Source organism: Bacillus sp. LNXM12-1, assembly GCF_003004375.1.
GTDB lineage: Bacteria > Bacillota > Bacilli > Bacillales > Bacillaceae > Bacillus.
Window position 1 is genome coordinate 893,402 of record NZ_PVWX01000002.1, and the last position, 23,535, is coordinate 916,936.

The 23,535-nt window shown below is 41.9% G+C and carries 33 protein-coding genes and 1 tRNA gene; 30 read left to right on the forward strand and 4 right to left on the reverse strand.

Translation table 11 applies throughout. From position 1 onward, the window contains the following. Positions 1-8: 8 nt before the first annotated feature. From yqbG to C6Y07_RS12050, 7 genes are read left to right on the forward strand one after another with little or no spacing between them, the layout of a single operon-like run. Positions 9-392 carry a protein YqbG gene (yqbG, locus tag C6Y07_RS12020; RefSeq protein ID WP_060597160.1) on the forward strand — a complete coding sequence of 128 codons (384 nt, stop codon included), beginning with the start codon at positions 9-11 and terminating at the stop codon, positions 390-392. Beyond that, a complete protein-coding gene (locus C6Y07_RS12025) occupies positions 389-745 on the forward strand; it encodes a YqbH/XkdH family protein (protein WP_034659744.1) in 357 nt (118 codons plus the stop codon). The genes yqbG and C6Y07_RS12025 overlap by 4 nt, the downstream gene beginning before the upstream one ends. Then, positions 742-1,239, forward strand: a complete 498-nt coding sequence (locus C6Y07_RS12030; protein ID WP_106156733.1) for an HK97 gp10 family phage protein — start codon at positions 742-744, stop codon at positions 1,237-1,239. Before C6Y07_RS12025 ends, C6Y07_RS12030 begins: the two co-directional genes overlap by 4 nt. Before the next feature lie 4 nt (positions 1,240-1,243). After that, entirely contained in the window at positions 1,244-1,699 is a 456-nt protein-coding gene (locus C6Y07_RS12035; protein WP_066030489.1) for a phage tail terminator family protein, read from the forward strand. Further along, the gene (locus C6Y07_RS12040; RefSeq protein WP_106156734.1) at positions 1,686-1,898 is read left to right on the forward strand and encodes a YqzN/YkzM domain-containing protein; all 213 of its coding nucleotides are present in this window, start codon (positions 1,686-1,688) and stop codon (positions 1,896-1,898) included. The genes C6Y07_RS12035 and C6Y07_RS12040 overlap by 14 nt, the downstream gene beginning before the upstream one ends. 3 nt (positions 1,899-1,901) lie before the next feature. Next, on the forward strand, positions 1,902-3,248 hold the full coding sequence (locus tag C6Y07_RS12045) for a phage tail sheath family protein (RefSeq protein WP_060597153.1): 1,347 nt from the start codon (positions 1,902-1,904) through the stop codon (positions 3,246-3,248). A gap of 1 nt (position 3,249) precedes the next feature. Beyond that, positions 3,250-3,693, forward strand: coding sequence for a phage tail tube protein (locus C6Y07_RS12050; protein WP_003213309.1), 444 nt, complete (start codon positions 3,250-3,252; stop codon positions 3,691-3,693). Between the two features lie 292 nt (positions 3,694-3,985). Here the strand turns inward: C6Y07_RS12050 and C6Y07_RS12055 are convergent, their stop codons facing one another. Further along, on the reverse strand, positions 3,986-4,075 hold the full coding sequence (locus tag C6Y07_RS12055; RefSeq protein ID WP_081311383.1) for a putative holin-like toxin: 90 nt from the start codon (positions 4,073-4,075) through the stop codon (positions 3,986-3,988). 152 nt (positions 4,076-4,227) lie between these two features. Here C6Y07_RS12055 and C6Y07_RS12060 point away from each other — a divergent pair, with 152 nt between their 5' ends. From C6Y07_RS12060 to C6Y07_RS12155, 20 genes are all read left to right on the forward strand, one after another. Next, on the forward strand, positions 4,228-4,668 hold the full coding sequence (locus C6Y07_RS12060) for a phage tail assembly chaperone (RefSeq protein ID WP_008344099.1): 441 nt from the start codon (positions 4,228-4,230) through the stop codon (positions 4,666-4,668). A 41-nt stretch (positions 4,669-4,709) separates the two neighbouring features. Then, on the forward strand, positions 4,710-4,847 hold the full coding sequence (locus C6Y07_RS12065) for a hypothetical protein (RefSeq protein ID WP_095285871.1): 138 nt from the start codon (positions 4,710-4,712) through the stop codon (positions 4,845-4,847). Then, the gene (locus C6Y07_RS12070; protein ID WP_223254144.1) at positions 4,848-8,957 is read left to right on the forward strand and encodes a transglycosylase SLT domain-containing protein; all 4,110 of its coding nucleotides are present in this window, start codon (positions 4,848-4,850) and stop codon (positions 8,955-8,957) included. Beyond that, a complete protein-coding gene (locus C6Y07_RS12075; RefSeq protein ID WP_106156736.1) occupies positions 8,950-9,618 on the forward strand; it encodes a LysM peptidoglycan-binding domain-containing protein in 669 nt (222 codons plus the stop codon). Before C6Y07_RS12070 ends, C6Y07_RS12075 begins: the two co-directional genes overlap by 8 nt. 11 nt (positions 9,619-9,629) lie before the next feature. Next, positions 9,630-10,640, forward strand: a complete 1,011-nt coding sequence (locus C6Y07_RS12080; RefSeq protein WP_106156738.1) for an XkdQ/YqbQ family protein — start codon at positions 9,630-9,632, stop codon at positions 10,638-10,640. Beyond that, positions 10,637-10,903, forward strand: coding sequence for a DUF2577 family protein (locus tag C6Y07_RS12085; protein ID WP_106156740.1), 267 nt, complete (start codon positions 10,637-10,639; stop codon positions 10,901-10,903). The genes C6Y07_RS12080 and C6Y07_RS12085 overlap by 4 nt, the downstream gene beginning before the upstream one ends. 14 nt (positions 10,904-10,917) lie before the next feature. After that, positions 10,918-11,340: a DUF2634 domain-containing protein gene (locus C6Y07_RS12090; RefSeq protein ID WP_060597150.1), complete on the forward strand. Its 423-nt coding sequence runs from the start codon at positions 10,918-10,920 to the stop codon at positions 11,338-11,340. Further along, positions 11,333-12,382, forward strand: coding sequence for a baseplate J/gp47 family protein (locus C6Y07_RS12095; protein WP_106156742.1), 1,050 nt, complete (start codon positions 11,333-11,335; stop codon positions 12,380-12,382). Before C6Y07_RS12090 ends, C6Y07_RS12095 begins: the two co-directional genes overlap by 8 nt. Beyond that, positions 12,366-13,289 carry a YmfQ family protein gene (locus tag C6Y07_RS12100; RefSeq protein ID WP_106156744.1) on the forward strand — a complete coding sequence of 308 codons (924 nt, stop codon included), beginning with the start codon at positions 12,366-12,368 and terminating at the stop codon, positions 13,287-13,289. The genes C6Y07_RS12095 and C6Y07_RS12100 overlap by 17 nt, the downstream gene beginning before the upstream one ends. An 11-nt stretch (positions 13,290-13,300) precedes the next feature. Next, entirely contained in the window at positions 13,301-13,684 is a 384-nt protein-coding gene (locus C6Y07_RS12105; protein ID WP_003212666.1) for a phage tail-collar fiber domain-containing protein, read from the forward strand. A gap of 15 nt (positions 13,685-13,699) precedes the next feature. After that, positions 13,700-14,578 carry a hypothetical protein gene (locus C6Y07_RS12110; protein WP_106048276.1) on the forward strand — a complete coding sequence of 293 codons (879 nt, stop codon included), beginning with the start codon at positions 13,700-13,702 and terminating at the stop codon, positions 14,576-14,578. Between the two features lie 10 nt (positions 14,579-14,588). Continuing rightward, positions 14,589-14,918: an XkdW family protein gene (locus C6Y07_RS12115; RefSeq protein ID WP_095285863.1), complete on the forward strand. Its 330-nt coding sequence runs from the start codon at positions 14,589-14,591 to the stop codon at positions 14,916-14,918. Then, the gene (locus tag C6Y07_RS12120; RefSeq protein ID WP_095285864.1) at positions 14,915-15,088 is read left to right on the forward strand and encodes an XkdX family protein; all 174 of its coding nucleotides are present in this window, start codon (positions 14,915-14,917) and stop codon (positions 15,086-15,088) included. Before C6Y07_RS12115 ends, C6Y07_RS12120 begins: the two co-directional genes overlap by 4 nt. 7 nt (positions 15,089-15,095) lie before the next feature. Beyond that, entirely contained in the window at positions 15,096-16,481 is a 1,386-nt protein-coding gene (locus C6Y07_RS12125; protein ID WP_106156746.1) for a hypothetical protein, read from the forward strand. Positions 16,482-16,494: 13 nt separating this feature from the next. Then, positions 16,495-16,815, forward strand: coding sequence for a hypothetical protein (locus C6Y07_RS12130; RefSeq protein WP_106030402.1), 321 nt, complete (start codon positions 16,495-16,497; stop codon positions 16,813-16,815). Then, complete coding sequence (locus C6Y07_RS12135; RefSeq protein ID WP_060597134.1) at positions 16,812-16,955, forward strand: XkdX family protein; 144 nt, start codon at positions 16,812-16,814, stop codon at positions 16,953-16,955. The genes C6Y07_RS12130 and C6Y07_RS12135 overlap by 4 nt, the downstream gene beginning before the upstream one ends. A gap of 36 nt (positions 16,956-16,991) precedes the next feature. Continuing rightward, positions 16,992-17,204: a BhlA/UviB family holin-like peptide gene (locus tag C6Y07_RS12140; protein WP_034659732.1), complete on the forward strand. Its 213-nt coding sequence runs from the start codon at positions 16,992-16,994 to the stop codon at positions 17,202-17,204. Positions 17,205-17,216: 12 nt separating this feature from the next. Then, complete coding sequence (locus C6Y07_RS12145; RefSeq protein ID WP_034659731.1) at positions 17,217-17,480, forward strand: phage holin; 264 nt, start codon at positions 17,217-17,219, stop codon at positions 17,478-17,480. A 19-nt stretch (positions 17,481-17,499) separates the two neighbouring features. Further along, complete coding sequence (locus C6Y07_RS12150; protein WP_106156747.1) at positions 17,500-18,309, forward strand: peptidoglycan recognition protein family protein; 810 nt, start codon at positions 17,500-17,502, stop codon at positions 18,307-18,309. A 112-nt stretch (positions 18,310-18,421) separates the two neighbouring features. Next, positions 18,422-18,610, forward strand: coding sequence for a hypothetical protein (locus tag C6Y07_RS12155; protein WP_060597132.1), 189 nt, complete (start codon positions 18,422-18,424; stop codon positions 18,608-18,610). Positions 18,611-18,662: 52 nt separating this feature from the next. Here C6Y07_RS12155 and C6Y07_RS12160 read toward each other — a convergent pair. Both C6Y07_RS12160 and gbsR read right to left on the reverse strand, forming a co-directional pair. After that, positions 18,663-18,735 (reverse strand) — tRNA-Ala (locus C6Y07_RS12160). Positions 18,736-18,807: 72 nt separating this feature from the next. Beyond that, on the reverse strand, positions 18,808-19,365 hold the full coding sequence (gene gbsR / locus C6Y07_RS12165; protein WP_034659712.1) for a transcriptional regulator GbsR: 558 nt from the start codon (positions 19,363-19,365) through the stop codon (positions 18,808-18,810). Between the two features lie 206 nt (positions 19,366-19,571). On the opposite strand from gbsR, the gene betB reads away from it, so the two are divergent. After that, complete coding sequence (gene betB / locus C6Y07_RS12170) at positions 19,572-21,041, forward strand: betaine-aldehyde dehydrogenase (protein WP_060597130.1); 1,470 nt, start codon at positions 19,572-19,574, stop codon at positions 21,039-21,041. Between the two features lie 27 nt (positions 21,042-21,068). Next, positions 21,069-22,277 carry a choline dehydrogenase gene (gene gbsB / locus C6Y07_RS12175; protein WP_034659709.1) on the forward strand — a complete coding sequence of 403 codons (1,209 nt, stop codon included), beginning with the start codon at positions 21,069-21,071 and terminating at the stop codon, positions 22,275-22,277. A gap of 40 nt (positions 22,278-22,317) precedes the next feature. On the opposite strand, the gene C6Y07_RS12180 is transcribed toward gbsB, so the two are convergent. Further along, positions 22,318-22,797: a DinB family protein gene (locus C6Y07_RS12180; protein WP_189318369.1), complete on the reverse strand. Its 480-nt coding sequence runs from the start codon at positions 22,795-22,797 to the stop codon at positions 22,318-22,320. A gap of 204 nt (positions 22,798-23,001) precedes the next feature. Here C6Y07_RS12180 and C6Y07_RS12185 point away from each other — a divergent pair, with 204 nt between their 5' ends. Continuing rightward, complete coding sequence (locus C6Y07_RS12185; RefSeq protein ID WP_060597128.1) at positions 23,002-23,532, forward strand: NfeD family membrane protein; 531 nt, start codon at positions 23,002-23,004, stop codon at positions 23,530-23,532. Positions 23,533-23,535: the final 3 nt, after the last annotated feature.

Consider the following 23,535-nt stretch of genomic DNA (forward strand, 5'->3'; position numbering starts at 1 on the left):
GGCAGGCCATGATTATTTCTCCTGAAGAACTGCAAGCCTATTCTGTATTTGAGCGTGTGAAAAATCGATCTGTAGAAAGACTGACAGCAGATATTATCGAAGCCGAAGCTGCGGTATTTCAGATCGTAGGTCATGATTTCTCAAGCGAAAAATATCAGCCCCTTCCTGAAAAAGCAAGAATCGCATTATTAAAAATGGCCCAATATTTTGCCATGCTGAATGATGACGAATCTATGATGAAAGGCTTTACGTCAGAAAAAATGGGTGATTATTCATATGCGAAGGCAGCTGATCAAGTGAAAGGCAAACCTTATGTATATGCCCTGCTTGTCGATTACATTGAACCATCATTAACTGGCGGCAGTACCAAATTAAAGGTGAGATCATTATGAGTTATCACTCTTTATTAACAGACCGCTGTGATCTTTTTCACCTTGAACATCAGGAGGCTTCCCGAGGAAAATTCGGGGTTCCAGCTGATGACTTACAAATGACTCTTTCCTATCCCGATGCTCCTAGCCTGACAGATCTGGCTTGTTATGTCATAGAAAAGAATCAGTCCCTTGTGCAAGAAGAGCCGAATACAGTTATTTATCAGTCCTATCTTGTCCATTTCCCTTTAGCAAGTGATATTCGCCTGCATGACAAAATGGTGTGGAACGGCGTCTCACTTAAGTTGCAGCAGCCCAAAATAGTGAAAAATCATCACATTGAAGTGATGGCAGTCAGGAAGGAAAATCTATGAAAATTGATGGACTTGACCGGCTGCTTTCACAGCTGGAAACAGCGTGTGCCAGCGGCTTAAAAGCAGAATATCAAGATTTGTTGCAAGACATGGGCCTAGAGCTTTTGGACATCATTCAGGATGAGCTAATCAAGGAGAATGCTGTCGATACAGGCCGGCTTCTAAGCTCCTTTACGCAAGGAGACAAGGAGAATCATTTTCTTATGTCAAAAGGTGGTCTCACGCTTGAAGTGGGAACGCAGCTTGAATATGCCTCCTATGTTAATGACGGACATGCTACTTCTTCAAGTGGAGAGCGAAGTTGGGTGCCTGGCAGATGGGCTGGCAGCCGCTTTGAATATGATCCGAATGCAAAGACAGGAATGATGCTTGCCTCTCAATGGATAGATGGAAATGGCTACTGGGATCATGCTGTCATGCTCTATGAGCAAATGTTTGAACAGTCGCTGGATCGAAAGCTTCAAAGCTGGTTCGATCGACATTTTGGGAGGTGATGAAATGAATCAAGAAGTCGGGGCAATCATGCATTATATTTACACACACTTTCCTGTGACAATGTATGATCGACTTTTGCCAGAGCGTTTTCAAGTGCCATCCGTTTATGTGCCGCCCGTAACAGTCATCAGCGGTCCAGATACGGTATCTACGTTTATGAAATCTTATTCGCTGCAAGTAAAAGTGTTTCATATGGATACAGGAAAAGCGCATGACGCGGCAGAAACAATTGTTGATGCATTGCTTGCTGATCGTCAAATGATTCAGATGATGAGTGAAGATGGAGAGGTGCTTGATGATTATGTCCGCATAAAAAGAGTGGAAACCAGAATGATAGATCAAGGCGTAGCAGCGATTGTCCTGACGTGGGATAGCAGTTATTGGTACAACCGAGACAAACAAGCAAGCCTTGAAGATATCAACTTTTCAGATGGAGTGATCAAACGTGAGCAAGACTAAAAAAGCAGAGCCCGCTCAAACAGCTGGCGAAGAAAAAGAATTTGGCTTTTCATTTGAAGCCTTAAAGGAGCACAGTAAGGATCTTTTTGGGGTTAAACCAGAAATCCTTGAAGGTGCTCTTTTTTATATCAAACATCAACCAATTCCAAAAACAGAAGCGAAAAAGCACATTGATGCTTTTTTGTCCAAGGAGGTTTAAAGGATGAACGGAGGCACATTTACACCAGGTACAGAGAAAAAGCGTCCTGGCATTTACTTTAATTTTAAAACAACAGCAGAGCAGCGAATTACTTTAGGCGATCGAGGTACGGTGGCACTTCCTCTTGTGATGAGCTGGGGAGAACCAAAAACCTTTATTTCCGTTTCCAATATGGAAGACTTAAATAAAAAGGTTGGACTCAACATTGATGACAAGTCACTTCTTCTTTTCCGTGAAGCAAAGAAAAAAGCACAAACGGTCTTGCTTTACCGCCTAAATGAAGGGGAGACGGCCAAAGCTGAAATCGCAGAAAACTTTGTGGTCACAGCCAATTATGGCGGTCTAAAAGGAAATGAGATCACTGTACAAGTGGCAGAAAATGTACTTGATAGCACAAAGCGTGACGTCATCACTTATCTTGGAACAGATATTGTGGATAAGCAGGTTGTCACGGATGTCAAAGATCTTGTGAAAAACAAATATGTTCAATTTTCTGGTGAAGGTGAAGCCGTCATCACGGCTGGTGTGGCACTAAGCGGCGGGAAAAATGGTGTGGCAAGTGTCGCAGATTATACAGCTTTCCTAGAAGCAGCAGAAACAGAATACTTTGATGTTATTGCTCTCCCGATCGATAATAGTGAGCAATTAAAAGCGACCTTCGCTTCATTTATCGAGCGTTTACGTGATAAGCAAGGACGTAAGGTGCAAGGAGTTGTGGCCAACTATGCAGCTGACCAAGAAGGCATCATCAATGTGACAAGCGGTGTTGTGCTGGAAGATGGAACAGAACTAACGCCTGCTCAAGCAACAGCATGGGTCGCAGGTGCAAGTGCAGGTGCAAACTTCAATCAGTCACTGACCTTTGTAGAATACGAAGGAGCAGTGGATACATTAGAACGCCTTGATAATGATCAAGTAGAATACCGATTATCACAAGGGGAGTTCCTGTTCACCTTTGATGCGAGAGATCGTACCGTGAGTGTTGAAAAAGATATTAACTCCTTGACAAGCTTTACAGCTGAAAAGAACCAGCAAATGGCGAAAAACAAAATCATTCGTGTGCTTGATGCGATCAACAATGATTTGACGTTCGAATTAAAAAATCTGATTAAATTACGCAAAGCCAATGGCAATGACATTCCAGCATCAGATGATGGGGTGCAGCTTGTGAAAACACTGATTACTCAGTATCTCACACAGCTTCAAGATGGCAGCGGCATTACAGGCTTTAACTCAGAAACAGATATCGTGATCGGTCTCAATGAAGATCGTGATGGATTTATCATCGATCTAGCGGTTCAACCAGTAGATGCAGCAGAAAAATTCTATTTCAATGTGGAGGTGAAGTAAGATGGCTTTTAAAGCGCAAAATACAATTTCAGGTAAAGAAGGTCGTCTTTTCTTAGAAGGTGAGGAGCTTGCCTTTATCAAAACGTTTGAAGCAAACGTGGAGAAAAACAAATCAGAAGTCAATGTGATGGGCCGCCGAATGACTGGTCATAAAACAACAGGGGCAAACGGAACAGGAACGGCAACATTCTATAAAGTCACGTCACGTTTCGTTCAATTAATGCTCAACTATGTGAAAAAAGGGGAAGACCCATATTTCACTCTTCAGGCTGTAATTGACGATAAGTCATCAGGCCGAGGCACTGAGCGTGTGACATTATTTGATGTCAACTTTGATTCAGCTAAAATCGCTGGACTGGATGTTGATTCAGAGGCGCTTGAAGAAGAAGTTCCGTTTACGTTCGAGGACTTTGATCTTCCTGAAAAGCTGAAGAATTCTTTCTAATTACAATTGAAAAAGGCATTACGAATGACGAAAATATATGTTATTTTTATTTTATTCAACGATATGGTATAATTTTTCATAGTTACAGAGTAGCTACAAAAGAGTTACTGTGTAACCTCAAAAAGTTTCTTAGAAATATGTTTACATGCAAAGAACTTTGCATAAAATAAAAAGAAGCCAGGATGCGTCAACATCCCGGCAATGTACAATGAGGCCCTCAAGGGGCTGGCTAATCAATTAGATAGTTTTAAGGATAGACTTTCCCTTCAACCGTCCAAAGCTCAAGGGGAGTCTATTTTTTGTCTATATACGTCAACAGGGCAACGATAAATGACCCGAATGCAAGCATTAACATAAGCGCTTGAAATGTTGACATGAGCATCACCCCCTTCCTATCGGGGATGAGCCAGACACCCTTGAGCAAGCCATTCAATTGTACAAATTAAATTATACATGAAAAGATTGGAAAGCACATTCAAAAAATGGATGTGCTTTTTTGCATTCAAAAAAACATAACAAAGGGAGTTTTTAAACATGAGCGAAAAACAAACATTTGATCTTTCATTTTTTATGCCAGGACAAACAGTAGAAGCGGAAGAGGTCAAAGTACCGATTTCTAAGCGTTTTGTTGATAAAAAAGGGAATGTCATTCCTTTTGTCTTTAAAGCCATTACAACTGAACGCATTGATGAACTGGAAAAAGAAAATACGACCTTCAAAAATGTCAAAGGCAGAGGCCGCGTAAAGGACTTAGACAGTCAGCGCTTCTACGCACGAATTGCGATTGAATCGACCATTTATCCAGATTTCCGCTCAAAGGAATTAAGGGAAGCCTACAGCACACAAGATCCAGTTGAAGTAGCAAAACGCGTCCTGTCAGTTGGCGGTGAATATGCGAACTGGTTAAACAAAGCCATTGAAATCAACGGATTCGAAGACGAAATTGAAGATTTAGAAGACGCAGCAAAAAACTAATAAAAGATGGGGATAAAGAAGCCGTGTTTTTATATTACGCCATGCACGAGCTTCACTACTCCCCATCTGAACTCCTAGATTTATACGAATCACCAAGACCGTTCAAAGCATTCCTATTCGGACTCATCAGCTACAAACTAGACATGCTAGAAAAAGAAGCAAAGAAAGGAGGGAAATAATTGGCGAAACTCACTGCACGATTTGAATTAGAAGACAAAGTATCGAAGAAGCTTATGCGCATTCAAAAACGATTTCAAACGTTTGAGAAGCAGCTAAAACCATTTAGAAAACCAGTGAAAATAAACCTGGAAATAGATGAAAAGAAGTTAAGAAACTTCAGTTTATCGCTTCGGAAAATTTCAGTATTTTCCATGAGACTGGATAAGGGAATCTATCGTGATTTAAAAGCATTAAACAATCAGTTAAATATGCTCCCAAATCATCTGGTCATATCCATTCAAGCGAAAGGACTAGATGTCATTAAATACAGCATAAACCGTTTAAAACAAGCGGGAACAAGCCCCATTCTGCTGACGTTTAAACTAAACGATCAATTGTCAGGTAAAATGTCATCGATCAAAAAATCTATCCTTCAGCTCATGAACAGAACGTATTATATGAGATTAAACATGGTTGACCAAGCCACCGCTGCAATTCAACGAATCAAAAAGACACTCAAAAGCTTGACGATGTCTAAACACGAAATCAGAGTGTCTGTTCAAGACAATGCAAAGAGTAAGTTGAAAAAACGAGATCAGGCTGAGTCGATTGTGAAAGAACAAAACATAAAAAAAGAGCCTGAGGCTGTTAGTCCATCAGTGAAAACAGATGAATCTAAACAGAGTTGGCTTCAAAACCTTGCCAATAAAGGATTAAATGAAATTCAAAAATATGCAGGTGACGTTGCAGACAAAGTGAAGGAAAAATTGAGTCCTAGAAAGTTTTGGGATGAAAAAGCACTTCCTTGGGTTGAAAATAAAATGGAAGATTACAAACAAGATGTGATCGGAAGAATTAAAGAGAAGATTAAATTTAATCCTGAAGAAAAACTAGATCAATTGGTGAAGACTGGATTAGATCGTCTCTTTGGTGCAAGTGATCAATCAAGTGAAAGTGCCACTCCAGCACCAACAACAGTACCAACAACAGCACCAACATCAACACCATCAAATCCAGCTCCCAAAACGAAACCTCAGCCGCGAGGTGGAAAAGGCTTGTTTCGCAATAGTTGTTGCCCCTGTTGTGCAAGAGGTTTAAGCAGGGGAGGATCTACTAAAACTAAAAATAGAAATGGTCAATCACCAAGACAATCCACAAACCCAAATGCCACAACAAGAACCGAAATGAATAGAAGACCTCCAAGTAGATTAGGGAAACTTAAAACAAATGCAGGTAAATTATTTGGAAAAATTCCTAGTGGACTAAAGAAAGGTGCGGGTATCGCAGCTTCAGTTGGCGGACTTACGGGTTTAGTGAAAGGTAGCAAGGGGTTAAGTGGATTAGGGAATGCGATGAAGAGTATAGGTAAAGGGAGCGGCAAGTTATTAAAGAAAGTACCTATTCTAGGAAGTGTACTTAGTGCAACAAATCTAATCGGTATGAACAAAGAGAATGCTGGTGAAAAGATTGGTACGACTGGAGGCGGAATCGCTGGCGGGATGGCAGGTGCTGCAGCAGGTGCAGCTATTGGAAGCGTAGTTCCAGGGGTAGGTACAGCCATCGGCGGTCTAGTAGGCGGCATCGCTGGAAGTATGGGTGGAGAATCTATCGGTGAAACAATTGGAAAATGGTTTGATGGCGGCGGATTTGAAAAGATTGGCCAAAAAGCCATTGAAATCAAAAATCAAATTGTCGAAGTTTGGTCAACAGTTGCGGCTTGGTTCACAGAAAATGTATGGACACCATTAAGCAATACGGTTGTCACAGTAGCGTCATCCATTTGGTCAAGTTTAGTCAATGCATGGACATGGATACAAGAAACCTTCAGTGCAGTTGCAGGCTGGTTTATTGAAAATGTATGGACACCGCTAAGCGATACAGTCGTCACAGTAGCAACGACCATATGGACAAGTCTAGTTAATGCCTGGACATGGATTCAAGAAACATTTAGTGCCGTAGCAGGCTGGTTTATCGAAAACGTTTGGACACCTCTCAGCGACACAGTTGTTACGGTAGCAACGACCATCTGGTCAAGTTTAGTGAATGCCTGGACATGGATTCAAGAAACGTTCAGTGCAGTAGCGGGTTGGTTTATTGAAAACGTTTGGACACCGCTAAGCAGCACAGTCGTTACAGTCGCTACAGGGATTTGGACAGCATTATCAAATGCATGGAAAACGATACAATCAATCTTTGGAGCTGTATCGTCATGGTTTATGGAAAATGTATGGAACCCACTTGTAGATACGGTAGGAACCATTAAAGATAGTTTCGGTAAAAAGTTTGAAGAAGCGTATAAAGTCGTGACAGATATATGGGATGGATTATCCAAATGGTTTGAGGACAACATTCAAAAGCCGATTGTAAAAGTAGCAGAAGCTATTAGTGATGGGTTTTCTGCAGCATTTGGTTGGGTTAAAAAGATTTTTGACAAAGCAGGCGGTATTGTAGATGTAGTCATAAATTGGATTGTTGGGAAGAAAAAACCCGATAACAATGCCACAGGCGGCTATATCACCCAGCCAACCTTATCATGGGTCGGAGAAGCAGGTAACGAATTTGTTATTCCAACTCAAAATAACCGAGGACGCGGGAAGATGCTGCTTGCTCAGGCTGCTTCTCATCTTGGAATGTCTGTTATGCCAAGCGGAGCAGCTGGAAATCAAGTATCAAGCTCTCCAGCTCCTACAGCAGTAGCTTCATCATCTTCTGTCGGTTCAATAGACGGATCTGTCTCGATGACTGGGAACATTCAAGCCTCCAGCATAGGCGAGCAATTTAATAAGGATTTTGAACAAGGATTAAATCAAAAAGTGATTACACTTGATCAATGGAAGCAAAAGAATATTCAGCAACCTTTTGCTCAATTGACCTCAGACTCAGGTAAGTATGGTCAGCAAACAGTTGCTGCTTTTGCGAATGGTCAGCAGGTGACACCCACAGGAACAGACAGCTTTTTGCAAAGTCGTGTAAAAGCACCATACCAACAAGTGATGACAGCATCACCAACTTGGGGTTCTGGAACAGTTAATGGTTTTGCCACAGGTCAAAATGCCACATCAGTTGGTACTAGCCAATACGTAGATCAGCACATCAAACAACCATTCCTACAAGCAAAACAAGAATCACCAGGCTGGGGCTCAGGAATGATGGATGCCTTTAACAACGGCATGCGTTCAAAAGCAAGTGAAGTCACACAAGCTGCCAAAGAAATGGCGAAGAAAGTAGAGCAGGCGTTTAGAGAGGAATTAGACATTCATTCCCCTTCACGCGTCATGATGAGTCTTGGGAAATTTGCATCGATCGGTGTCGTTAAAGGGCTCGACTCAGTGGATGTGAAAAAGTTTGCTGAAAATCAGGCTGGTTCATTAATCGGAGCTTTCAGTGGTATGGGGGTTTCAGGTCTTAGTGTTCAGCAATGGCTCATGGCAGCTCTCATGGCAACTGGCACATCGATGAACTGGCTTCCAGGTCTTATGACCATTGCACAGCATGAATCGAATGGAAATCCGAGAGCAATCAACTTATGGGATTCCAACGCTAAAAAGGGAACGCCTTCTAAAGGCTTAATGCAAACCATTGGACCGACGTTTAACTCCAATAAAGGCAAAGGTATGAATGACATTTGGAACCCAATTCATAATGCTGTAGCCGCCATTAACTACATTAAGGGCAGATATGGAACAGTCTTCAATACACCGGGATTACGAAGTATGAGAAGAGGCGGGCCTTATAAAGGCTACGCAAATGGTGGACTGATTACTCAGGAGCAGGTTGCTAGAGTCGGAGAAGGAAACAAACGCGAATGGATTATTCCTGAAGAAAGAGGGATTCGAGGGAGATATTTATTAACGCAGGCAGCCAAAGCACTTGGGATGCAAGTATATGACCCAGCAAATGCGTCTGCTCCTTTACCAGAATCACAAATGCAGCAAGTCACCTCAGCTCAGTCTTCTAGTCGTACAGCATCGTCAAGTAATAAGCAAATCACCATTCAATTCAATGGGGATCAGCATTTCCATAATGGACAAGATCAGCAATCGCTTGTCGAAAAAATTAGACAAATGCTCGTAGATGAACTGGAAGTAGAGCTTCATACAGGAACGAAGGGGGTCGTGATCGATGGGTAAATCAGTGTATCAATTGTGGATTTCCCAAGGAAAGGACAAGTTGCGATTCCCTGTCCTTCCATCCGAACTTGAAATCACAAATAACGTACAAAATGAAACGGTAAAGGTCGCCTCTTTTGGAGAACTGACCTTTATTGATGTCCCATCGGCTAAGCAAGTATCATTCACTTCATTATTTCCTAAGAAATATTCACCAATTGCTGAATATAAAAGCATTCCATCACCAGAGAATGCGATAGCGAAAATAGAACGAATGATGCGTTCAAAGAAGTCGGTGCGGCTCATTGTAACGGGGACAAAAATTAATATGACGTGCAGCATTGAAAGCTTCACCCATAAAGAAGGGTCATATGATATTGGCGATCGTGAATTTACGATCGAGTTAAAGGAATACAAAACCGCATCGCCTAGGAAAATTAAACGAAAGAAAAAAGCAAAACAAACGAAAAAGAAAAGGCCTTCAAAAACACCGCCAAAAATGTACACTGTCAAAAAAGGAGATACGCTATGGGCCATTTCAGGCAGGTTTTATGGCGACAGTACAAAATGGCGGCGTATTTGGAATGCCAATAAATTAGCGATGATTAAACGTAGCAAACGCAATATTAAGCAGCCGGGGTATTGGATTTTCCCTGGACAAAGGTTAAAAATACCACAATAGGGGGGCTTGCATTGATCGAGCTTTTTGCCATCAGAAGCGGCACCATGTATGAGCTTGTCACAGAGAGTGTGACACTTCAGGGGCAAAGGTATCAAGCCCCTCGCTCTATTCAGGCAAATATTATCACTAAACAAGGCAGTCAAACATATTACCGTGTCTCAGAAGGGGACACGGTTCTTTTTAAATGGAAAGGAAAAGAGCTGTTCAGAGGCATTGTGTTTTCCCGTACGCCTGTTGAAGGGAAGCTGACCTTTACCGCATACGACATGCTTCAATATTTGGTGAAAAACCAAGATGTCTATGTTTTTTCAAAACAGAGAGCAGATCAAATCTTGAGACGGATTGGGGCTGACTTTCAAATTCCCATGACCTCCATCGCCAATACCGGTCATGTCATAAAATCGCTAGTGTTTAAAAATGATACGAGTTTGTATGACATGATTCTGAAAGCGTTAAAAGAAACAAAGCGTCAAACTGGTAGAAACTATCAAATCTATTCTGCTAAAGGAAAGATGGGGCTGAGAGCTTGGCCAGATCAAGAGGACGTATGGGTCATTGAATCAGGCGTCAATCTCATTGGTTATCAGTACAGCACCTCGATTGAAGAGACAGCCACTCGTGTCAAACTGCGCACGTCTGCAGATGAACAGGGAAAGAATAAGAAAAAAGGCAGCAAATCAGAGATTGTGGTGGTCGAACAGGATAAAGCAGGTCAGAGTAAATACGGTATTTTACAGCATGTTGAGACAGTTACAGGGCAAATCAACCAGCCGCAGCTACAAAAAAGAGCCAAAGTACGGCTGGCAGAGAAAAAAGGCGTCAAGCAAGAAATCAAAAGCATACAAGCGCTAGGCATTCCTGATCTGCAAAGCGGTCTTCCAATCTATTTAAAAATCCCTGAAATCAACGTGAAAAAAACCTACTGGATCGATCAAGACAAACATGAATTCAGTGGGGTGAAACACACCATGACAATTGATGTCGTTGAGAAAAATTCCATCCCAAAGGGTGATCAAGCGTGAGATTAAGTGAAGCGATTAAACGATTAGCAGTGAATGCTGTAGATGCCGCCTCTCCAATTGATCTGGTGGTTGGAGAAGTCACGGCAGTTTGTCCTGTAAGCATCCGGTTAAATGAAAACCATAAGCTAGTCATTCCGGAAGAATTACTGATTTGGCCAAAGCGCCTAAATAAGGGTGAGGATGATGAACTGAAAAGGGGAGACAGCATTATGGTGCTGGCAATGGCAGGAGGGCAGTCCTTCTACATCATCGACAAATTGTAAGGGAGGTGATGAATGTGGCACTTTCACCAGAGGAAGAAATCGAGGAAATAGAAGAAGAGGAAGAGGTGGAAACCTCGACGACGTATCGAATAGATGTTGAAACTGGCAGACTGACAGGTGAAACCATTTCAGGCATTGAAGCAATTCGTCAATTCGTTTATATGACACTCAGGACAGAGCGGTATGCATATCCTATCTACAGCCACGACATTGGCACTGAAATTCAGGAGCTCTTGACGGATACAGAAGCCACGGATGAATACAAAGAAATGGAGATTCCGAGGCTGCTAGAGGAAGCATTGATTGTGGACGAACGGATTGATCATATTGAAGAATTAGAGGTCACAAAGCAAAATGACTCGTTTCATGTCAAGCTAGCTATTGTCACAGATGAAGGCACATTAGAAATAGAGGAGGTGATGGAGAGCGATGTTTGAGGAACAAACGTACGAAGCATTAATGGAAAGAATGCTAGACAGACTGCCAGATGACATAGATAAAAGAGAAAACAGCGTCATTTGGAATGTCTTGGCACCTGCTGCCGCTGAATTAGCCCAGTCCTATATTTGGCTTGATCAAGTATTCGAGCTGGTCTTTGCAGATACAGCACAAGGAGAGTTTCTAGATCGGCGGGCTGCTGAAGTAGGAATTGAAAGAAAACCAGCGACTAAAGCGGTATGGTCCGCAGCTATTCAGCCGGAGGATATCAACATCCCAGCTGGTTCACGGTTTTTTATTGAAGATGTCTATTTCCAATATTCGAACGATGGCACGCTAGAATGCGAGACACCTGGCAAGGTCGGCAATGGTCAATTAACAGATCAGCCGCTGCTTTCACTTGATACAATCCCAGGGCTTGAATCGATTATCATGAAAGATTTGGTGATACCGGGACAAGAAGAAGAAGATGACGCTTCGTTATATGATCGCTACTTAATACGTGCTAGGCGGGAGGCTGTCAGTGCCAACAAGGCGCATTATAAAAAATGGGCTGAGGAAGTGACAGGGGTTGGCAGAGCGAAAGTATTCCCGCTTTGGAACGGAGAAGGGACGGTCAAAATTGTCATCACAGACGGCAATCTAGATGTTGCATCAGATCTGCTTGTTAAAAGAGTACAGGAATATATCGACCCTGAGCCAGGCGAAGGAGAAGGACAAGCGCCTATCGGTTCAAAAGCAACCGTCGAAAGCGCCAAATGGCTGGATATTGACATAGAAGTAGCCGTCGAACTTCAAATGGACTGGACCCTTGAAGGAGCGCAGAAAGAAATAGAAGAAAAGGTCAAAGCGCTGTTGAAATCAATCGCATTTGAAAAGAGTACCATTCGAATGTCCGCCTTAAATGACATTCTGTACCATTCAGAAAGTGTATCAGATTATGCAAACGTGTTATTGAATGGGGAATCGAAAAACTTAGTGTTACAGGACATTGAGATACCGCGTCTGAGGCAGGTGAAGGTTATTGAGCAAACAGGATGAAATGAAAAACTACTTGCCGCCATATTTTACAGAGATTTATGAAGTAGATCATCTACTCAAAACAGAAGCACCGGAGTTTGAGCAATTGGATGAATCCATTTTCGATTTAACGGATCAGTTCTTCCCTTTAACTGCGACATGGGGATTGAATAGATGGGAAAGAATGCTGAAGGTGCAGCGAGAATCAGGTGACTCCATTGAACTTCGCAGGGCACGCTTACTCAATATGATGTCAAACATTCCACCGATCACGTATCTTTCATTAGAGAAATCGGTGAATCGCTTTCTCAAAAATCCAAGTGCCATCATCCGTCTCACCACCAATCGCTATCATTTCGCCTTACGTGTGAACCTAGATGACCTGCAAAACACTAGATATATTGTAGAAATACTTGAAACGTTAAAGCCGGCTCATTTGGCTTATACGTTCACTGCATTTCATCATACCGATGTACATGAAAAAAATGATCATCACGGGAGGCTCACACTGCGAAGCAGAGTGGGTTTTTTCGATCATATCCCGATTTTACTGAATGGTGAATTTGTATTAAATGGTACGTTTTATCTTAGCGGGACAAGAGGTTCAACCGATGTACCTGCTCGTTTTCGGCATTCGTTGAAGATGAGAATGCCGCTTCAGCATAAGTCAGAAACCACATATCGCATGAATTATGTCATCACTGGAGCGGTACATGAAACAGGGCAAAAAGCGGCACTGACTTTACGCACAAAGAACCAGCTGGCACATCAAACCAAAAAGAAGATGACGTTCCGATTGCCAGTACATGTCCAAACTGAACAGGGCGGCAGCTTACTGATCAAGGATCATTACTGGATTCTCGATGGGTCTGTTCCGCTTGACGGATCAAAATTGCTAGCAGCTACTTCTCAAAAAATAGAGCTATAAGGAGGATCACAATGGCTGATCAATTAACCGTAACAACATTATATGCACGTCAACAAATGGCAAAGGCAAGAGCAGAGGGAACAAAACTCACAAAAGTCGTCAAAATGGCATTTGGAAACGGCGGGACGAAGGATGGCAAACCGATCTCACTAGACGGCACTGAACAAAAACTGAAAAAAGAACTCGTCCAAAAAGAGATTGATTCGTTTACCTTCATGGAACCAGCAAAAATCCGCTACACCTGCACGATCGCCGAAGGAGAACTTGCAGGAGAAGTCATCAACGAACTAGCACTTGTCGACGAAGCCGGCAAATTCACCGCCATCCGCACCATGACAGACAAACAAAAAGACGGCGACATCGAATTTGTTTTTGAGATTGATGATATTTATTAATGGAGGGGAAATGAAATGGACATCAAATCACCTTTACCGTTTGAAACCTCTGACAAAGCACATGCCAACTTATTTAACCGGATGGTCGACACACTTGTAGAGAATGACAATGCGCTCAGCCGACAGATAGAAGGAATCACCAATGAAAGCTTATTTAAGCTAACAGGCGATCAGGCCATTCAAGATGCATCAGTCAGCGGTGAGGAATATCCAAATGGCATTACGTTCATGGATATTGGACAAGCGAATGATACCGGATATCCTACGAGATTTGGCTTTGTGAAAAATGAAAAATATAGTAACTTTCGATTTGTTCAATATTATTATGGGACTGGAAACGAAGCAGGCAGTTATTTTGATAGCACAGGTACGTGGTGCCGTCATTGGTGGACGGGGTCTGGCTGGACTGAATGGCACAAAATCTCTGGGTTCTGTCATGCCAACATAGGTACAACTGGGAAGCAGTTATTAACCAAAGGAGAGTATCAAAAAGTCCTTTTTAATCGAAAAATAAAAGACAGTCATAACAATTTTGATATCAAAAATAATCGTTTCATCTGCCCTGAGAGCGGAATGTATTCAGTGAATGCAGGTGTTTATATTGAAAGCTTTCAACGATACGCAAACTTTGAATTATCGATCTACTTAAATGGAAGAAGATATAAAAATATTGCACATGAAAGACAAAGTCCAACAAGCCCATCTGATACGTTGAGCTTAAGTATGGGACTTTATGGTACTGCCAATGTACCGGCTAATAAAGGGGACTATTTAGAAATGTACCTATATGTAGGATATGACGGAGATGTTAGCCGTTATGTATCTGAAAATTCAGGCTGGTATAACTATTTCGACATCACAGAAATAGGCGGCAGAAATTTCTTGAGAGTGTAGGAGGGTTTTGATGATTTTATATGAAGCCATTAAGTATAAATACCCCGATGCGGACCCGCAAAAGGATTTTGAACTTAGAAATGACGGCGACGGTTCGTATATCAACGAGTGGCATTTAGATGTGCCAAAGCCAACGGCAGAAGAATTGAAAGAATGGTGGGAGGAATCTCAAATCAATCCAAGGTATCAACCACCTCTTCCGCTAGATTATCTAGCACAAGAAGTAGCCAAAGAAAAGCTAATGAGAAAACAGCTTGAACATCAATGTGATCATCTAACAAACGAACTAAAAGCGTTAAAAAATGAGATCCTTTTATATAAAGGAGAGAGTGAATCATGAATTATTGGGTAATGGCATTATATTTTCAATGGGTGACCCCTGAATTGGTCAAACAAGCAGTGGAACTAGGTGATTGTTCAATGGAAGATCTAAATACAGGATACGAGCAAAGGATGCTCACTCTAGAGCAGCTGCAAGAAATTAAACCAAGCTTCAAAGAAAGGGAGTGAAAACTAAATGGAAATAAAAGAACCCAAACCTTTTAAGATAAATGATAAAGCACATGCCGATTTATTTAATGACATGGTCAAAGTACTTCTTGAAAATGATCATGGATTATTAGAGCAGTTCTTAAAACATACAAATGATGCGAGAGCACATGCATCTGAAACAGAAAAGAAGAAATGGAATCAAGCCCAGCTATATAAATTGACAAATGATAACGGATCCCAGTTAATCAATATCCCAGCTGGCGGCAGCATTTATAACGGGATTAAATCGTTGGGTGCCTGCTCTTTCTATGCCCCAGGGGGTTCTGGAGTAGTCGATTCTCCTGCTATAGGTAATGCTGCATTAAGAGGCTTTCAGCTAGTAGGTCAAAATAATATCGGCGTAGGAATCGCAATTGACACATCAAGCAATGTATTTTGTTTTTCCTATCATGAGAATGACATTGCGATCAATTGGCTGCAAATGCCTACTCAAAATGAAAAAAATAAATGGGACGCAGGGCAATTATCTAAAATTACCGCTGACGATGGAAAAGCATACGAAAGAATTAATGCAAACGATCCTAGTATTTTAGATAAACTCATCAAATTACCGGGCGTGCATTCTTGGTATATCCACGAAGCACATCCTGATTTGCCCACAAGAAGTTCTATGAGAGCTTTATCAGTCTTTAGTGAAAATACCTATGGCTGGATTATTGGGGCAAACAATACAGGTGATGTGTACATCAATCGATCCACGACAGATGTTACCGGTACTCAGCAAGAATGGAGCGGATGGAAGAGGTTGAATGAGCATTCGTTATTGAAGGCGAATGGAAATAGAATGCTTATCCCTACTGGTACAGATATATTAACGCTGCCATCTGGCTTTTATTATGTCTCTGGAACGAACGCAGTGAATATGCCATCAACAACCGATGCTTCGTGGTTTAATGTAGATATTATAGAAACGGGAAATAACCGCAAAACATTTCATGTTAGTCGAAGCTACGATAATAGCCATTGGTACGGAACTACTCATACAGATGGGGTTTTCAGAGGATGGAAACAGCTAATGACAAATGCTGAGTTTGAAAATGTCACGTGGCTTAGTGTTACCTTAGATAAAAGTTCATCTATAGGGGATAGAGCAGTTGAATATGTGAAATGGGGAAATTTATTATTGCTGAGAGGCCACCTAAAAGCAAATAGAGAAGTCATTTGTGGATGGATTCCAGCTGCGGGTTTACCGGAGAAAGGTCTTGTAGTATCAGTTCCAGTATCAGGTACAACGGGTCATAGTAAATTACTTATATATAAGACAGGAGAGCTAAAGTTAACTGGGTTACTAGCAGCAAATGACAGTGCGGTAACTGGCTACTATTTAGACACAGTCATCCCATTAAATTAAGGAAGTGATAAAAATGATACAAGCCTATGAATACAACCATAAATATGAATTGGTCAGACCTATAGAAGTGTTCGAGAGGGATGATGAAGGAAATTATGTTATTCCAGATCAATGCACAACAATTGCACCACCCAATAATCCTTCTTTTTATAAAGCTGCATTTGATGTGGAAAAACAGCAATGGTATGAATCAGCGACACAGGAGTATATAGATAGCCTAAAACCAGCCCCTCTCCCGCCAAGTGATATAGAACTTTTAAAGAAACAAAATGCTTTATTATCAAAACAATTAACGCAGCTATTGACTATGCAAAAAGGGGGGGCTTCAGAATGATCTTTCCAACTGTAGCAGATATTAAAAAATTTTGGGACTGGCAGTGTTACGGTCCAGAGGACATTGCATTTTATGTAAGCATTGGCTGGATCTCGGCAGATGACTATCAAGACATAACAGGAGAAAAATACGAAGCCTAATGGCTTTATTTTTTTTCCAGAAAGAAGGTGATTCCAATGGAAGTAGATGTCGTCCAAAACTTAATGACACAAGGCCCGTTTGCCGTTCTCTTTTGCTGGATTCTGTTTTATGTTCTTAATACAACAAAAGAAAGAGAAAGTAAACTCAATGAGCAAATCGAGGCGCAAAATGAAGTGTTAGCAAAGTTTAGTGAGAAGTATGACGTCGTGATCGACAAACTCGATAAAATTGAACGGAATTTAAAATAGGAGGAAAAAATTATGAAAACATTCGACAAAGGCACTGTGATTCGCACAGTGCTTCTTTTTATTGCTCTCATCAATCAAACGCTTGTCATGTTTGGACAGACGGTACTGCCGATTAGTGAGGAGCAAGTACAAACCGCCGGTGAGGCACTATATGTAGCAGGTTCCACCATTTTTACGATGGTTACAGCCGTTATCGCTTGGTTTAAAAACAATTATGTGACCTACAAAGGTCAATTACAAAAAGATACCCTGAAACAAAGAGGGCTAACAAAATAATAGTTGAAGGAGAAACAATATGGTCAATATCATTCAAGCCTACATTCCAAAACACAACCGCAACAGACCAGGAAATAGGATGAAGCCGCTCTATATTACGGTGCATAATACCTCTAATACTGCAAAAGGTGCAAATGCGGGGAGTCACGCTGCGTTTGTTGCACGTTCAAGTACTGGGGTCAGCTGGCATTACACTGTCGACGATCAGGTCATTTATCAGCATTTACCATTAAACGAGAACGGCTGGCACGCAGGGGATGGCAGAGGCGATGGCAATATGAAATCAATCGGAATTGAAATTTGTGAAAATACAGACGGCAACTTTGAACAAGCAGTCGAAAATGCTCAATGGCTCATTCGGAAACTGATGGGCGATTTGGGGATTCCTTTATCAAATGTAGTGCCCCATAAACATTGGAGTGGGAAAGAATGTCCAAGGAAATTGCTCGGACGATGGGATCAATTTAAAGCTGGAATAGCCACAGCTCATACCGACAGCAAAAGCACAAGAAAGCCAGTCCGAACAGAGAGCCTGAGCCACAAAGACAAAGTACCCGTGACCAAACAGAAATCGTCAAATTTGCCATCTGGCATTTTAAAAATAACCAAGCCCTTGACAAAAGGATCTCAAGTGACAGCCGTGCAAAAAGCCTTATCTTCCCTCTATTTTTACCCAGACAAAGGAGCAAAAAACAATGGGATTGATGGCTATTATGGACCGAAAACGGCGAATGCGGTCAAGCGGTTTCAGCTCATGAACGGCTTAGCGGCAGACGGGATATACGGACCAAAGACGAAGAACAAAATGGAACAATTGCTGAAAAAGTGATCATTCATAAAGTGCTATCAGCAGGTGAAGGGATTTTTCCTTGCTGATAGCTAATAAAAAATGACATCATTTGTGATATAATCGACCGAATCTATCATAAGGGGAGAGTAAAATGAAAAAGGAACTGTTCCAAGTCATCATGCTGTCAGTGCTGCTCATCTATTTCGTTTATCACGGAATGACGAGCGATTTTCCTGTGTCTTACACAATCATTCTCATCACGGCTTATGTCTCTGTGATCATGTACCGAATCATAAAGATAATAAGGTTAAGAAAAAACAAAGAACAAACACAACTTTAAGAAATATATACATAAAAAACCATCCTTGATCTCTCAAGAATGGTTTTTCGGATGGAGCATAGCGGGATCGAACCGCTGACCTCTACGCTGCCAGCGTAGCGCTCTCCCAGCTGAGCTAATGCCCCGAAGTATGACGACATAATTTATTATAATCAATCCTCCTGTAAAATTCAAGCTGTAAAACGCAAACATATCGCCTATTTATCTTTCTGATCAATCGGAATATAGTCGAAGATCTCCCCTGATTGTACAGAGTCCGCTAAGCGTCTCAGCCAGTCATAATAGGCTTTCGAGCTTTCAAGCTGTTCAAGAAGCTGCTGCGCTTCCTCTCTTACATGTTCCTCCAACTGATCATCACTAGCAACCTCTTGAAGCCGCTCTTGCGCTTCTTCAATCGCCGCTAAATTGACCTCGACCTCTCGTTCCCATTTTTGCGGAAAGAAGTTCGTGAAAAACTTAAAGAAGTCTTTTTCAGCAACAAAGCTGTGTTTTCTTCGGCCTCGGTGAAACGTCTTTTTGACAATATTCATGTCTTGCAGTTTTTTCACACCCGTACTCATACTTGGCTTGCTCATTTGCAGCTCTTCACGCATTTCATCAAGCGTCATTTCCTCATTTAAATACATGGTCCCATAGAGAATACCTGCACTTCGTGTAATGCCATAGAGATCCATCGTTTCAGCTATGGAATCAATGACTAGATCTTTAGCAGCTAAAATACGATCTTCTGCTTGTGGCTGTTCCTGCTTTTTCATCTTGTCCCTGCTTTCTATTAAGAGAATTCAATACGTTCAAAAAAATCTTTATGGACTATATGTTAACGAAAGAATACAAAATGTCAAAATAAATGAAGCCTATCTCCCTTTGACAGAAAAATTTGAACATGATAAGTTAATTATGTTCAAAACGTTAAATTTTTATTTAACAAACTTACCAAAGAGAATCAGAGGAGGTTCCTTCTATGAGTCAAACACTATTTATAGATGGACAATGGGTTGGCGCCAAAAGTGGCGACACACGGGATATCATCAATCCATTTAATCAAGAAGTGATCGCGACAGTCAGCGAAGGATCAAGAAATGATGCGCAGCTAGCCATCAAAGCAGCGAGAAAAGCCTTCGATCAAGGGGACTGGGCAAATCAGCCTGGACTTGAAAGAGGAAATATGGTGTTTAAGATTGCTGAGTTGATTAGACGTGATCTTGATGAACTAGCCAAATTGGAATCGCTTGATACTGGTAAAACATTAGAGGAAAGCAAAGCAGATATGGACGATATTGCGAACGTGTTCCAATATTACGCAGGTCTGGCTGACAAAGATGGCGGGGAAATCATTGCGTCACCAATCCCGAACTCAAAAAGTGAATTAGTCAGAGAGCCAGTCGGTGTATGCGGGCAAATCACTCCTTGGAACTATCCATTGCTTCAAGCAAGCTGGAAAATCGCTCCTGCTCTTGCAGCAGGGAACACAATCGTTTTAAAACCAAGTGAAATTACACCACTCACCACGATCAAAATATTCCAACTCATGGAAGAAGCAGGCATTCCAGCAGGAGTTGCAAACCTAGTCCTTGGACCAGGGGCAACGGTTGGCGATGAGCTTGCTGTGAATGAACATGTAGATTTGATTTCATTTACAGGCGGTATTGAAACAGGCAAGAAAATCATGCAGGGAGCCAGTGGGAATGTGAAGAAAATCGCCCTTGAGCTCGGCGGGAAAAATCCGAATATTGTGTTTCAAGATGCTGATTTAGACGTAGCGGTTGACCAGGCAATGAATGCTGTGTTTTTCCATGCAGGGCAAGTATGTTCAGCAGGTTCACGTTTGCTAGTGGAAGAATCCATTCATGATGAATTTTTAGAAGAACTGGTGAAGCGTACGAAAAAAATCAAGCTAGGCAACGGCTTTGATGAAGAAACCCAAAGCGGGCCGCTCATCTCAGCTGAGCATCGAGAAAAAGTAGAGAAATACGTCAGCATTGGGTTAGATGAAGGCGCAAGATTAGAAACAGGCGGAAAAAGACCTGACGCAGAGGAGCTTTCAAATGGGTTCTTCTACTTGCCAACGATTTTCTCAGGCTGTACGTCAGAGATGCGGATTGTCCAAGAAGAAGTCTTTGGACCAGTATTGACAGTCGAATCCTTCCGAACAGAGGAAGAAGTGATCGAGCTGGCAAATGATACGATTTATGGATTAGCAGGAGCTGTGTGGTCTTCTGATATTGGAAAAGCCGAAAGAGTGGCTCGTCAATTAAGATTAGGCACAGTTTGGATCAATGATTTCCATCCTTATTTCGCTCAAGCACCTTGGGGTGGATATAAGCAGTCAGGTCTTGGACGTGAATTAGGACGCACCGGACTTGAGGAATATACGGAACTGAAGCATGTATATCGAAATACGAAACCTGAAGCGGTTCATTGGTTTAAATAAACATCACACATTTGGAGGAGATTCTATATGACATTAAATATGAAAATTGAAAGCATGCAGAAATTCCACACATTTGAAATCCCGACTGTCATCAAACATGGCATCGGTGCAGTGAAACATGTTGGGGAAGAAGTGAAAGCATACGGTGTCTCGAAGGTATTGCTTGTAACAGACCCTGGTATTTATCAAGCGGGCGTAGTAGACCCAGTGGTTGCTTCATTAAAAGAAGCACAAATCGATGTGATCCTATTTGATAAAGTAGAGCCAAACCCGCCAGTCCGTTTAGTGAATGAAGGATCTGCGTTATATGAAAAAGAAGGCTGTAATGGATTAGTCGCTGTAGGTGGCGGAAGCTCAATGGATACAGCGAAGGCAATCGGAGTAGAGGTGACTCATAAAGGCTCAGTCCTTGATTACGAAGCGGCAGAGGGAAAAAAACCGCTTGAAAACAGAATCCCACCTTTAACCACCATTCCGACCACGGCTGGTACAGGTTCAGAAGTTACGCAGTGGGCAGTAATTACGGATGAAGAAAGAGAATTTAAATTCAACACAGGTGGACCACTCATTGCAGCTCACCTCACAGTGATTGACCCAGAGCTTCATGTATCTATGCCTCCTCATGTGACAGCAATGACTGGAATTGATGCGCTTGCTCACGCTATCGAATGCTATACGATGAAATTTGCTCAGCCTATTACAGATGCGGTAGCGCTCATGGCCATTGAATATGCTGCTCATTATATCCGCCGTGCTTTTGCTGATGGTGAGGACCTAGAAGCTAGATATGGAATGGCACAAGCTGCAATGCTTGCCGGGCTTTCTTATGGAAGCGAGTCAGCTGGAGCTGCGCATGCGATGAGTCAAACACTCGGAGGTATTATTCCTGTAGCGCATGGCCAGTGTGTAGCAGCAATGATGGGACCGGTGATGGAGTATAACTGGAAAGGGTATCCGGAAAAATTCGCTCGTATTGCGCAAGCGTTCGGCATTGATACAAGCAGAATGTCTACAGAGGAAGCAGCAAAAGCTGCTGTGAACTGGATGTATGATTTAGTGGAAGATCTAGAAGTTCCTTCATTAGAAGAACAAGGTGTATCAAAAGATATGATTGACCGTTTATCTAAAGAAGCCATGAAAGATCCGCAAACAATTGGAAACCCAAGAGATCTAAATGAAAAAGCGTACAACTGGATTTATGCTCGCTGTTTTGATCTAACACCGAAAACAGTGTAACAATGAAAAAAGGCTCCCAAAAGGGAGTCTTCTTTATGTCTTATAGCTGTTCTTTAATTTCTTTGATTCGATGAATATGACGTTTTTCGTGTGCGCCGATAAAATCAAGATATTGCTTAAGGGATAACTCTTCAAACACCGGGTGCGCAATGACACGTTTGAAATCTTCCTCAGTAAACGTTGATAAAATTTGATTGAGCTGTTCACGTGCTGTATCGAGCTCATCCTTTAAATGTGTAGGTGTCACATGCTTGCGTTCAGGCTCAACAATTCTAGGCGCAGTGGCTTTTCTAGAACGGTCCTCTGCCATTTCCACCGGCTTTGGCTCATATTCCTTGATCGGTGCTTTTTTTCCCTCAGCAGCTAGATGTTTTGCTGCCATGAGGTCCATCTTCTTTAAGTGATCTGCCACCTCTTGAATACTCCAAGTATCATCAGATAATTTTTGATTCAATTGTTCTTCGTTCAAACCTTGCAGCTTTTGCCACAATTCTTGTCTTGCCTCATGTAATAAACTCATTTTCATCACCTCAAGATCAAATTTTAACATAGTGGTACATGACAATCATTCTTGAGCTATCGGGGAATTCCTGTGAAGAATTGTGAGGAAATTTGAAACCTTTACAAAAGTGGTTCGTATTACCTGTTAGAAGGAATACATTGGAGGTGAGCATGGTCTAAATGAAACAAAGGCTGTTCATTTCATGAAGAAAGGGTGAGGAAGATGGATGTGTTCGGGCTGCCGCTTGAGACGCTGTATTTATACATATTGATGATATCAGGAATCCTGACACTAGTTTTCGTCTTTTTCGGCGATGTATTTGATGGATTGTTTGAAGCGATTCCTGTTTCATTCCTTCAACCAACATTGATCCTCGCATTTCTTACCTTTTTCTCGGCTGGAGGGTTTATCTCTGAAAAAACAGCAATTGTAGGGAGTGGACTTGGCGCAGTATTATCTGCCATCCTCGCAGTGGTCCTTGTGACCTGTTTGAATGTATTTGTCTTAGTCCCGCTTTCCTCTGCTGAAGAATCTCTTTCATATACAGAGGCCGACTTAAAAGGAAGAACTGGGGAGATCATTGTATCTGTTCCAAAAGACGGGTTTGGAGAAGTGCTGTTAATTAGTAATAGCGGGAAAATCTCAAAGCCTGCCGTCAGTTTCGACGAAGAGGAGATTCCATATGGAACCCGGGTGCTGGTCGTCGAAGTGAACAAAGGCGTCTTATCAGTTATACCAAATGAAGAAATCTAGGAG

Bases quoted from the DNA above. Each gene is read 5' to 3' on its own strand.
- C6Y07_RS12045 (WP_060597153.1), top strand. From the start codon at position 1,902: ATGAACGGAGGCACATTTACACCAGGTACAGAGAAAAAGCGTCCTGGC.
- gbsB (WP_034659709.1), top strand. From the start codon at position 21,069: ATGACATTAAATATGAAAATTGAAAGCATGCAGAAATTCCACACATTT.
- C6Y07_RS12055 (WP_081311383.1), bottom strand. From the start codon at position 4,075: ATGCTCATGTCAACATTTCAAGCGCTTATGTTAATGCTTGCATTCGGG.
- C6Y07_RS12150 (WP_106156747.1), top strand. From the start codon at position 17,500: ATGGTCAATATCATTCAAGCCTACATTCCAAAACACAACCGCAACAGA.
- C6Y07_RS12180 (WP_189318369.1), bottom strand. From the start codon at position 22,797: ATGAGTTTATTACATGAGGCAAGACAAGAATTGTGGCAAAAGCTGCAA.
- yqbG (WP_060597160.1), top strand. From the start codon at position 9: ATGATTATTTCTCCTGAAGAACTGCAAGCCTATTCTGTATTTGAGCGT.
- C6Y07_RS12185 (WP_060597128.1), top strand. From the start codon at position 23,002: ATGGATGTGTTCGGGCTGCCGCTTGAGACGCTGTATTTATACATATTG.
- C6Y07_RS12115 (WP_095285863.1), top strand. From the start codon at position 14,589: ATGATTTTATATGAAGCCATTAAGTATAAATACCCCGATGCGGACCCG.
- C6Y07_RS12060 (WP_008344099.1), top strand. From the start codon at position 4,228: ATGAGCGAAAAACAAACATTTGATCTTTCATTTTTTATGCCAGGACAA.
- C6Y07_RS12130 (WP_106030402.1), top strand. From the start codon at position 16,495: ATGATACAAGCCTATGAATACAACCATAAATATGAATTGGTCAGACCT.
- C6Y07_RS12025 (WP_034659744.1), top strand. From the start codon at position 389: ATGAGTTATCACTCTTTATTAACAGACCGCTGTGATCTTTTTCACCTT.
- C6Y07_RS12120 (WP_095285864.1), top strand. From the start codon at position 14,915: ATGAATTATTGGGTAATGGCATTATATTTTCAATGGGTGACCCCTGAA.
- C6Y07_RS12105 (WP_003212666.1), top strand. From the start codon at position 13,301: ATGGCTGATCAATTAACCGTAACAACATTATATGCACGTCAACAAATG.
- betB (WP_060597130.1), top strand. From the start codon at position 19,572: ATGAGTCAAACACTATTTATAGATGGACAATGGGTTGGCGCCAAAAGT.
- C6Y07_RS12075 (WP_106156736.1), top strand. From the start codon at position 8,950: ATGGGTAAATCAGTGTATCAATTGTGGATTTCCCAAGGAAAGGACAAG.
- C6Y07_RS12145 (WP_034659731.1), top strand. From the start codon at position 17,217: ATGAAAACATTCGACAAAGGCACTGTGATTCGCACAGTGCTTCTTTTT.
- C6Y07_RS12110 (WP_106048276.1), top strand. From the start codon at position 13,700: ATGGACATCAAATCACCTTTACCGTTTGAAACCTCTGACAAAGCACAT.
- C6Y07_RS12035 (WP_066030489.1), top strand. From the start codon at position 1,244: ATGAATCAAGAAGTCGGGGCAATCATGCATTATATTTACACACACTTT.
- C6Y07_RS12140 (WP_034659732.1), top strand. From the start codon at position 16,992: ATGGAAGTAGATGTCGTCCAAAACTTAATGACACAAGGCCCGTTTGCC.
- C6Y07_RS12050 (WP_003213309.1), top strand. From the start codon at position 3,250: ATGGCTTTTAAAGCGCAAAATACAATTTCAGGTAAAGAAGGTCGTCTT.
- C6Y07_RS12135 (WP_060597134.1), top strand. From the start codon at position 16,812: ATGATCTTTCCAACTGTAGCAGATATTAAAAAATTTTGGGACTGGCAG.
- C6Y07_RS12030 (WP_106156733.1), top strand. From the start codon at position 742: ATGAAAATTGATGGACTTGACCGGCTGCTTTCACAGCTGGAAACAGCG.
- gbsR (WP_034659712.1), bottom strand. From the start codon at position 19,365: ATGAAAAAGCAGGAACAGCCACAAGCAGAAGATCGTATTTTAGCTGCT.
- C6Y07_RS12125 (WP_106156746.1), top strand. From the start codon at position 15,096: ATGGAAATAAAAGAACCCAAACCTTTTAAGATAAATGATAAAGCACAT.
- C6Y07_RS12155 (WP_060597132.1), top strand. From the start codon at position 18,422: ATGAAAAAGGAACTGTTCCAAGTCATCATGCTGTCAGTGCTGCTCATC.
- C6Y07_RS12095 (WP_106156742.1), top strand. From the start codon at position 11,333: ATGTTTGAGGAACAAACGTACGAAGCATTAATGGAAAGAATGCTAGAC.
- C6Y07_RS12065 (WP_095285871.1), top strand. From the start codon at position 4,710: ATGCACGAGCTTCACTACTCCCCATCTGAACTCCTAGATTTATACGAA.